Origin of the sequence: Streptomyces alkaliphilus (assembly GCF_014141535.1) — a bacterium.
In the GTDB taxonomy this organism is placed as follows: Bacteria; Actinomycetota; Actinomycetes; order Streptomycetales; family Streptomycetaceae; genus Streptomyces; species Streptomyces alkaliphilus.
Genome location: NZ_VKHT01000089.1, coordinates 1 through 9,461, shown reverse-complemented (window position 1 = coordinate 9,461; position 9,461 = coordinate 1). Strand labels below are relative to the sequence as shown.

The 9,461-nt window shown below is 73.7% G+C and carries 8 protein-coding genes; 3 read left to right on the top strand and 5 right to left on the bottom strand.

The genetic code is table 11. The annotated features are described in order from the left end of the window. Positions 1-113: 113 nt before the first annotated feature. Both FNQ90_RS05310 and FNQ90_RS05305 read left to right on the top strand, forming a co-directional pair. Positions 114-842 (top strand): hypothetical protein, encoded by a 729-nt coding sequence (locus FNQ90_RS05310; RefSeq protein WP_228470873.1) that lies wholly within the window; start codon positions 114-116, stop codon positions 840-842. A gap of 81 nt (positions 843-923) precedes the next feature. After that, positions 924-1,736 carry a VanZ family protein gene (locus FNQ90_RS05305; RefSeq protein ID WP_182605196.1) on the top strand — a complete coding sequence of 271 codons (813 nt, stop codon included), beginning with the start codon at positions 924-926 and terminating at the stop codon, positions 1,734-1,736. A gap of 205 nt (positions 1,737-1,941) precedes the next feature. On the opposite strand, the gene FNQ90_RS05300 is transcribed toward FNQ90_RS05305, so the two are convergent. The 3 genes from FNQ90_RS05300 to FNQ90_RS05290 all read right to left on the bottom strand — a co-directional run bounded on the left by FNQ90_RS05300 (position 1,942) and on the right by FNQ90_RS05290 (position 4,666). Continuing rightward, positions 1,942-2,334 (bottom strand): ATP-binding protein, encoded by a 393-nt coding sequence (locus tag FNQ90_RS05300; protein WP_143620325.1) that lies wholly within the window; start codon positions 2,332-2,334, stop codon positions 1,942-1,944. A gap of 180 nt (positions 2,335-2,514) precedes the next feature. Further along, positions 2,515-3,663 (bottom strand): adenosine deaminase, encoded by a 1,149-nt coding sequence (locus tag FNQ90_RS05295; protein ID WP_182605195.1) that lies wholly within the window; start codon positions 3,661-3,663, stop codon positions 2,515-2,517. A 100-nt stretch (positions 3,664-3,763) separates the two neighbouring features. Next, positions 3,764-4,666, bottom strand: coding sequence for a LysR family transcriptional regulator (locus FNQ90_RS05290; RefSeq protein ID WP_182605197.1), 903 nt, complete (start codon positions 4,664-4,666; stop codon positions 3,764-3,766). A gap of 191 nt (positions 4,667-4,857) precedes the next feature. On the opposite strand from FNQ90_RS05290, the gene FNQ90_RS05285 reads away from it, so the two are divergent. Beyond that, on the top strand, positions 4,858-6,141 hold the full coding sequence (locus tag FNQ90_RS05285; RefSeq protein WP_182605194.1) for an MFS transporter: 1,284 nt from the start codon (positions 4,858-4,860) through the stop codon (positions 6,139-6,141). 143 nt (positions 6,142-6,284) lie between these two features. Here the strand turns inward: FNQ90_RS05285 and mgtE are convergent, their stop codons facing one another. Both mgtE and FNQ90_RS05275 read right to left on the bottom strand, forming a co-directional pair. Further along, positions 6,285-7,610 carry a magnesium transporter gene (gene mgtE / locus FNQ90_RS05280; protein WP_143622954.1) on the bottom strand — a complete coding sequence of 442 codons (1,326 nt, stop codon included), beginning with the start codon at positions 7,608-7,610 and terminating at the stop codon, positions 6,285-6,287. Positions 7,611-8,080: 470 nt separating this feature from the next. Continuing rightward, on the bottom strand, positions 8,081-9,367 hold the full coding sequence (locus FNQ90_RS05275) for a thymidine phosphorylase (protein ID WP_182605193.1): 1,287 nt from the start codon (positions 9,365-9,367) through the stop codon (positions 8,081-8,083). Between the last annotated feature and the right edge of the window lie 94 nt (positions 9,368-9,461).

Here is a 9,461-nt window from a genome sequence, read left to right as displayed (position 1 = left end):
CCATCCCCGCGGCGCGGCGGGAGTCGGGATCCGGAAACGGAGCGGGCCCGTCGAACGGATCGGGGGCGTCGAGGGGCGTCGGGGGCGAGCACGCGGAGAGGGACGGCTGAGGCATGCGGATCACCCACCACCACCGTGCCGCCGGGCGGCACGTCCGCGGGCACGGCGTCGGGGCGACCGGGCTCGCCCTGCTGCTGGCCCTGTCCGCAGCGGGTTGCGGCATCCGCTCGATGGACGTCCCGGTCGACGCCGGGCCGGCGCCGTCGCGGGCCAGCTGCACCGCGCCGGAGGGGGCCGGGGAGGTGGACGTGTACCTGGTGTGCGGCTCGCGGGTGGAGTCGGTCCCCCGTGACGTGCCCCTTCCCGACCCGGCGCCCTTCGAGGGGGAGGCCCCGGGCGAGCCGACCGAGCCGGCGGAGGTCTCGGCCGCCGAGCGGCTGGCGGTGGCGGGACGGTTGCTGCGCGAGTTGCAGGCCGAGCCGCCGGAGGAGGAGCAGGCGGCCGGGTTCAGCAGCGCCGTGCCGGAGGATCTGCGGGTGACCGGGCCGCTCGGGAGCGACCCGGAGCGGCTGCTGCGACTGAGCCTGCATCCGGACGACCTGCCGGCCTTCGCGCTGGTACAGATCATCTGCACCTTCGCGCACACCCGCCCCGTCGGGGACGGCACCTCGGTACTGCTCGCCGGCCCGGCGGAGACGGAGGACCGCGAGGCGCGCGGCTACACCTGTGCGAGTTCGTTGCGGAACCGCCCGGAGAACGCGCCCAACGCCGGTACCGAGGTGATCCTGCCGTCCTCCCCCGCGGAGTCGACCGACGCCTCGGAGGAGCGCGGCACGGAGTGAGAGCGAGCCCTCTCCCGGGGTCCCGCGCCGTACGGGGGACGCCGGGAGCCGGTTCCCCCCGTACGGGTGGATTCCTCCCGGGTGAGACGGATCACCGCGAATACGGGGAACCGGTGCGCCGCACGGGGCGTCATCGCATCCGTGCAGCGTCAACGGAAAGCGTCCCGGCGCCGGACGCCCGACGGCCCGGCCGGCTTCGACGCCCCCGACGGTCCCATCGACTCCCCGGGGGTTCCCCGCTCCCTGCGCCTGACGGCGGGAGTGCTGACGATCGCCTATCTGGCCGTGGTGGCGTGGTTGACGCTGCGACCGGTGGCCGTGGCCTGGGTGCCGCCCACCAACACCCGTCCCTTCGCGACGATCGGCGCGGAGTTCACCGAGGGACCCCGAGCGGCCCTGCGGCACATCGGCACCGGAGTGACCCTCCTCGCCCCCCTGGGGGTGCTCTTCCCCCTTCTCGGGCGCCGACTGGGCGGTTCGGCGGTCATCTCCTTCACCCGGACGGTCTTCGCCGGCGCGATGATCTCCCTCGCCCTCGGGATGGCCCGCTCGGTGCTGCCGAGCCGCCAGGCCGACATCGACGCGCTGATCCTGAACACGCTGGGTGTGGCGCTGGTGCACCTGCTCTGCTTCGCGCCTCTGCGCCGGTGGTTCCCGGGCGCGCGGGAGGAACGGGACCCCGCCCCCGGCCCGGACGCCGCGCACCGGGACGGCCCGCCGCGCGGGCGGGTGGTGCCGGGCCCGTTCACCGACACCCGCTTCGGCGGCATCGCCGATCCGGACGGCGACCCCGAGGAGGGGCCGGGCATGACCCCGATCTCCTCCCGCCCCGACGGCGACCGGGCCGGCGCCGGTCGGGGGCCGGGCTCCCCCGGCCTGGTCCGCCCCGTCTGATCGGCTCGCTCCCCCGGACGCCGCATCCCCCGACGTGTGACCGAACCCGACGGGTCCGCCGCCGGGTCCGACGGTGTTCTCACCTCGCGGTGGTCGTCCCCGGGTGGTCGCGGCGCGGTCCCGCCCACCGACCGGGGAAACGGGGCCGGCCCCGGTGCCGTCCCCCCGCGGGGCGGTACCGGGGCCGGTGGGCCGTGGTGCGGTCTCAGCCGATCGGCAGGCCACCCAGGAGGGAGGGGGTGCCGCCCTGCATCGGCATCCCGCCGAGGGTGCCGCTGCCGGCGGCGGGGTTGGACTCCGCCATGGTCTGGGCGGCGTCCTGCATCATGCCCTGGCCGGCGCCGTGCTCGGCCGCACCGTGAGCCGCCTCGCCCAGCGCGTACATGCCGGCGCCCAGGCTGGTGGCCGCGGTGGCCGGAACCATGTCCACGGCACCGCCGAGGGACAGGTCCGGGGCGGCGGCCGACAGGCGGTCGAGGGTGGAGCCCACGGGGTCCTTCGCCTCGCCGTGCGCGGCGTGGGCGTTGCCTGCGGCGGTGACGGCGATCGCGGCGCCGAGCGCGGCGACGCCGATGGACTGCGCGGTTGACTTCTTCATGGGTCTTCCCGTCCTCGTCTCGGGTGAGGGGTCATGGGGCAGCGACCGGAAGATATCGACCCGACGGATGACATCGCAAAGTCGGGAGAACGCGAATACCGGCCCCGAACGACCCCGGGAAATGTCGTGAACGCTTCCCATCGGCACCGTCCGAGTCGGTATCACCGCAGGTGGAGAGGGCTATCGGGACTCTCCGGCGAACAACCATTCGGACCGCAGTTCGGCGTAACGGGGCTTGATCACGTCGTTGATCATGGCCAGACGTTCATTGAAAGGAATGAACGCGGATTTCATCGCATTGACGGTGAACCACTGGAGGTCGTCGAGCGTGTAATCGAATGCCCGGGCCAATTCCTCGAACTCACGACTCATACTCGTCCCGCTCATGAGGCGGTTGTCGGTGTTGACGGTGACCCGGAAACCGAGCCCACGCAGCAGGCCGATCGGGTGCCGCTCGTAGGACTCGGCCGCGCCCGTCTGGAGGTTGGAGGTCGGGCACATCTCCAGCGGGACCCGACGGTCGCGCACGTACGCGGCCAGCCTGCCGAGCCGGGCCCCCTCGGGGGCCTTTGGATCGACCTCGATGTCGTCGATGATCCGCACGCCGTGACCCAGCCGGTCGGCTCCGCACCACTGCAGGGCCTGCCAGATGGAGGGCAGCCCGAATGCCTCGCCGGCGTGGATGGTGAAGTGGTTGTTCTCCCGCTTGAGGTACTCGAAGGCGTCCAGGTGGCGGGTGGGCGGGTGCCCGGCCTCGGCCCCGGCGATGTCGAAGCCGACCACGCCCCGGTCCCGGTACCGGTTGGCCAGCTCGGCGATCTCCAGCGAGCGGGCGGCGTGCCGCATGGCGGTGAGCAGCGCCCCGACCCTGATGCGACGCCCCTCGGCCGCCGCCCGCCGCTCACCCTCGCGGAAGCCGTCGTTGACCGCCTCCACGACCTGCTCCAGGGTCAGCCCGCCCTCCAGGTGCTGTTCGGGGGCGTAGCGGATCTCGGCGTAGACGACGCCGTCGGCCGCGAGGTCCAGGACCGCTTCGCGGGCCACCCGCGCCAGGGCGTCGCGGGTCTGCATCACGGCGCAGGTGTGCGCGAAGGTCTCCAGGTAGCGCTCCAGGGAACCGGAGTCGGCGGCCTCCCGGAACCAGCGCCCCAACGCCTCCGGGTCGTCGGCCGGCACCGGCAGGTTCGCGTAACCCTGCTCGGCGGCCAACTCGGCGACGGTGGCGGGGCGCAACCCTCCGTCGAGGTGGTCGTGGAGCAGGACCTTCGGGGCCCGCAGGATCTGCTCCGGGGTGGGGACTCGGGAGGGGGAAGCGGATGGCCGTGTCATTCCGCGACTGTAACGCCTACGCGCGTAGATACGCCATATCCGGCCACGGTGTCCCCGCCCCGGCACGCCGAGCGGACACGCGCCGGCCCGGGGTCGGGGCTCAATGGGTGTCGGTGAGCAAACGCCCGCGCCGACCCAGCAGGAAGGTCTTGAAGGCCGCCACCGGGCGGGTGTCGGGGCGCCCCGCCATCCAGGCCACGCCGATCTCCCGCACCGCGCGCGGCGCGCTCACCGCCAGTTCGCGGACCCCCGGCCGGGGCAGCGTCGACGGCGGCAGCAGGGCGACCCCGAGGCCGGCGGCGACCAGGCCGCGCAGCGTCTCCGGCTCCTCGCCCTCGAAGGCGACCCGGGGGCGGAAACCCGCCCGGGCGCACAGTTTCTCGGTGAGAGTCCGCATGCCGTAGCCCTGTTCCAGCATCACGAACGCCTCCTCCGCGGCCTCCACCAACCGCACCCGGCGGCGCCCGGCCAGCCGGTGCCCCTCCGGCACGACGAGGTACAGCCGCTGTTCGTCCAACCGGCGGGCGACGAGGTCCGGCGCCTCGGGGACCGGGGAGATGAGACACAGGTCGAGCTCGCCCTCGCGCATCCGTTCCACCATGTGCTCGCCGTACCCCTGCACCAGGGAGAACCGGACCCGGGGGTGGTCGGCCCGGAAGGCCCGGATGAGGCCCGGCACGGTCTCCGCGCCCATCGTGCGCAGGAAGCCGAAGGCGACCCGCCCCGCCGCCGGGTCGGCGTCGGTCCGCACGGTCTCGGCGGCGCGGACGATCTCGGCCAGGGCCCGCTCGGCGTGCTCGGCGAAGGTGCGGCCGGCGGGGGTCAGGGCGACGGCCCGGCCGTGCCGGGCCAGCAGCGCCACGCCCAACTCCTCCTCCAGGCGGGCCACTGAACGGCTGAGGGTGGACTGGGGCACGCCGAGTTCGGCCGCCGCGCGGGTGACGTGCTCGTGACGGGCGACCGCCGCGAAGTGGGCGAGTCGGGGGGCGAGGAGGGCCGCCACGTCCTCGGCCGCCTCCGGGGCCTCCGCCCCGGGCGGCGGGCCGGTCCGGGGGGCGCGGCGTGTTACGGGGATCTCTTTTCCGTTGCCGATCGATGTCACGGACCGCCCTCATCTCGATTCATGCACCAGTGGATCGATCATGCCACTTTCATGCATTGGACGGATGAAACCCGTCGTTCTACTTTCGTTACATGTCCTCCGCATCGACCGCTCCCACCACGCCCGGGGCCGCTCCCACCGCATCGCGTCCGCCGCTGATGCGCATGAACCTGGCCCTGTTCGGCATCGGCCTGGCGAGCTTCGCGATGCTCTTCTCCACCCAGTCGCTGCTGCCGGAGATCGCCGCCGGCTTCGGCGTCCGCCCGGACGCCGCCACCTGGACCATCTCCGCCGCGACGATCGCCCTGGCGGTCGCGGTCGTCCCGCTGAGCCTGCTCTCCGAGCGGTTCGGTCGGCGCCGCACCATGACGGTCTCGGTGACCGCGGCCCTCCTCCTGGCCCTCGTGATCCCCCTGGCACCCGATCTGACCACCCTGGTGGCGCTGCGCGCCCTCCAGGGCGCGGCGCTCGCCGGCATCCCGGCCTCCGCCGTGGCCTACCTCTCGGAGGAGCTGGACGGTCGGGCCCTGGCCGGAGCGGTCGGGCTGTTCATCGCGGGCAACAGCGTGGGCGGCATGACCGGTCGGATCCTCTCCGGCTGGGTCGCCGAGGGCTGGGGCTGGCGGGCGGGCCTGGCCGCGGTCACCGCGCTGGCCCTGATCGGCGTGGTGCTCTACCGGACGCTGATCCCCGCCTCGCGGAACTTCACCGCCCGGACCCTGCGCCTGCGGCCGGCCGCCGCGAGCCTGGGCGGCCACCTGCGCAACGGACTGTTGCTGCGGCTCTACGCGATCGGCGGCCTGCTGATGGCGGCGTTCAGCGCGGTGTACACCGCGATCGCCTTCCGACTGAGCGAGGCCCCGTTCAACCTCTCCGCCGGACTGATCGGGTCGATCTTCGTCATCTACCTGGTGGGGACCTGTTCCTCCTCGATCACCGGCCCCGGCATGAGCAGGCTGGGGCGGCGCGGCTCGCTGTACGTCGGCATGGGCACGGTCGTCGCCGGGCTGCTGATCAGCACGGTCGACCACCTGGCGGCCGTGGTCGCCGCCCTGGTGCTGATCACCGGTGGCTTCTTCTTCGGCCACGCGGTGGCCTCCTCCTCGGTGGGGCGCACCGCCACCGAGGCCCGGGCGCAGGCCTCGGCGCTGTACCAGGTGACGTACTACCTGGGCGCCAGCGTCGGCGGGGTGCTGGGCGCCCTCACCTACCACCACGCCCGGTGGGACGGCACGGTGGTCTTCGCCCTGCTCGCCCTGCTGACGGCCGGCGGGATCACCCTCTACGCGACCCGGCGGGCCCGCCGGGAGGCGGCCGTGGCCACGGTTCGCCGGCCGGTCGCCGCGCCCCGGGTACCGGTGGCCGCCACGAGCTGACCCGACCGGGGCCGTCTCGGTCCCGGTACCCCTTCCCACCCGTGAGGAGGCCCCCGGCGGTTGCCGGGGGCCTCCTCGTGGTCCCTCGACCGGGGCGGGCGTCCGACGCCCCGGCGGTGGGGCATCGGGCGGTCGTCCCGGTCTCAGATGCCCAGGATCAGCTTCGCGGTGCTGAAGTAGATGATCAGGCCGGTGGCGTCCACCAGCGTGGTGACCATCGGCGCGGAGACCACGGCCGGGTCGATCCGCATCTTCTTGGCCAGCAGCGGCATCGTGCCGCCGACCGTCGCGGCCCAGGCGCAGATGACCACCAGGGTCACGGCCACCACCGCCGCGATCTCCAGGCCGACGAAGGCCGCCCCCACCGCGAAACCTATGACCGCGAGCATGAGGCCCAGCAACAGCCCCGTGCGGCACTCGCGCCAGATCACCTTCAACAGGTCGGAGGTGCGCACCTCGCCGACCGCCAGGGCGCGGACGGCGGCCGTGGCTGCCTGCGCGCCGGCGTTCCCACCGGTGCCGATGAGCAGCGGGATGAACAGCGCCAACTGGGTGACCGTCTCCAGCTCGCCCTCGAACGCCTGGGTGACCGAGACGGTGAGCGTCGCGGCCACCAGCAGCAGCGTCAGCCACATCGCCCGGGCGCGGGAGAGCTGGAAGACGCTCGCCGACATGTAGTGCCGCTCCAGCGGCTCGGCACCGGACTGCCGGGCCACGTCCTCGGTGTCGGCGGCCTCGATGACCTCCACCGCGTCGTCGATGGTCAGCAGGCCGACCAGGCGGTCCTCGCTGTCCACGACGGGGAGGTTGAGCACGTTGGTCTCCCGCATCAGGCGGGCGGCCTGCTCGGCGGGGTCGGTGGCACGGGCGCGCTGCGGCTCGGTCTCCACGAGTTGCGAGACCTGGGCGTTGGGGTCGCCCAGCACCAGTTCACGCAGCTCGACGATGCCGGTCAGCCGGCGGCCGGTGTCCACCACCGGGAGGGTGTAGATGGTCTCGGCGCGGGCGCCGCGGCGCCGCACGACCTCCAGTGCCTCCGCGACGGTGAGGTTCTGCTGGAGGGCGACGGTCTCCGGGGTCATGTACCGGCCGACGGAGCCCTCGGGGTAGCCCAGCAGGGCGGCGGTCATCTGCCGCTCGTGGGCGCTGAGGCCGGCCAGCACACGGCGGGCCACCTTGGCGGGGACCTCGCCGAGCATCCGGGCGCGGTCGTCGGGGTCCATGCCCTCGACGAGGTCGCGGAACGGCTGGTCGCGCAGACCCTCCAGGATCTGCTGCTGGTCCACCGGGTCCAGTTCCTCGAAGACCTCCAGGGCCCGGTCCTTGTCGAGGAGCCGGAAGGAGACCACCGAACTCACGGCGTCCATGCGGGCGAGTTCGTCCGCGATCGAGTAGGCGGGCTGGGTCTCCAGCCACTCCATGGCGCCGGCGAGGTCGTGGTCGTCGAGCAGGGTGGGGAGGTGCGTCATGACGGGGTTCTCCCGGAGCGGATCGGGCGGTCACGGGCGTCGGGGAGAGCGCACACGCCGACCGCCCCCGGGACCGACGCCCCGATCAGGCCGCCGGAAGGGGGTGCCGGACGCGGCGCCCGGCATGACTGGGAGGCTCGCCACGCATGTCAGCCTCACCTCCCGGGGGTACCACCGTCTGATCCGTCATTCAGGCTACAGGTCCCCGGGGCGACCTCCGCACCCAACTCCGGCTCATCGGATGGGAAAGGGAAGTGAATCCTGTCATGTGCACCGACCAACCGGGCCGGCGCGGTCCCCCGCGGGCGGAGTCCGCCGTCACACGCCCGGGCGTGTCGCCGCCGTTTCCCGGGGACGCCGTGCCCGTTCGACGAAGCGACCGGAACGCCACCGGGCCACCGGGCCACCGGGCCACCGGGCCACCGGGCCACCGGGCCACCGGGGGAAGACTCCCCCGGTGGCAGCCGCCGTCAGTCCACCCGGCCGAGGATCAGCGGACCGACGGTCCCGGGATCGCCCTCCACCGGATCGCCGATGGTCACCGCCCCGCCCTCCAGCGCCTCCAGGGCGCCGGCGAACCGCTCGGGGGCGTCGGTGTGCAGGGTCAGCAGTGGGGCACCGGCGGTGACCCGGTCGCCGGGGCGGGCGTGCCACTGCACACCCGCGCCCGCCTGTACCGCGTCCTCCTTGCGGGCCCGGCCCGCCCCCAGGCGCCAGGCGGCCAGCCCCACGGCGTAGGCGTCCAGGCCCACCAGGGTGCCGGTGGTCGGCGCGGTGACGGTATGGGTCTCGCGGGCGGTGGGCAGGGGGGCGTCGGGGTCACCACCCTGGGCGGCGATCATGCGGCGCCACACGTCCATGGCCGAACCGTCGGCCAACGCCCGCTCCGGGTCGGCGTCGGGAAGGCCCGCGGCGGCGAGCATCTCCCGGGCCAGGGCCACGGTCAGCTCCACGACGTCGGCCGGGCCTCCGCCGGCGAGCACCTCCACCGACTCGCGGACCTCCAGGGCGTTGCCCGCGGTGAGGCCGAGCGGGACCGACATGTCGGTGAGCAGCGCGACGGTGCGCACCCCGTGGTCGGTGCCCAGGCCGACCATGGTGGCGGCCAGTTCACGGGCGTCGTCGAGGTTCTTCATGAAGGCGCCGGAGCCGACCTTGACGTCCAGGACCAGCGAGTCGGTGCCCTCGGCGATCTTCTTGCTCATGATCGAGGCGGCGATCAGGGGGATGGACTCCACGGTGCCGGTGACGTCCCGCAGGGCGTAGAGCTTGCGGTCGGCGGGGGCCAGACCGGGGCCGGCGGCACAGATCACCGCGCCGATCCGGTCCAGGATGTCCAGCATCTCCGCGTTGTCGAGGTCCGCGCGCCACCCGGGGATCGACTCCAGCTTGTCGAGGGTGCCGCCGGTGTGGCCCAGTCCGCGGCCGGACAGCTGGGGGACGGCGGCGCCGCAGGCCGCGACCAGCGGGGCCAGCGGCAGGGTGATCTTGTCCCCGACACCGCCTGTGGAGTGCTTGTCGACGGTGGGGCGGTCCAGACGGGAGAACTCCATGCGCTCACCGGTGGCGATCATGGCCGCGGTCCAGCGGGCGATCTCGGCGCGGTCCATGCCGTTGAGCAGGATCGCCATGGCGAGCGCGGACATCTGTTCGTCGGCGACCGTGCCCCGGGTGTAGGCGTCGATGACCCAGTCGATCTGTTCGGGGGTCAGGGTGCCCCCGTCGCGCTTGGTGCGGATGACGGTGATGGCGTCCATGCTGCGATCCTCGTGCTTCCGGTCTCGGGCCGCCCCTTCGCGGGGCCGTGCGGGGCGCGTCGGCGCCGGAACGGCGGGACGCGGGGACGGTGGG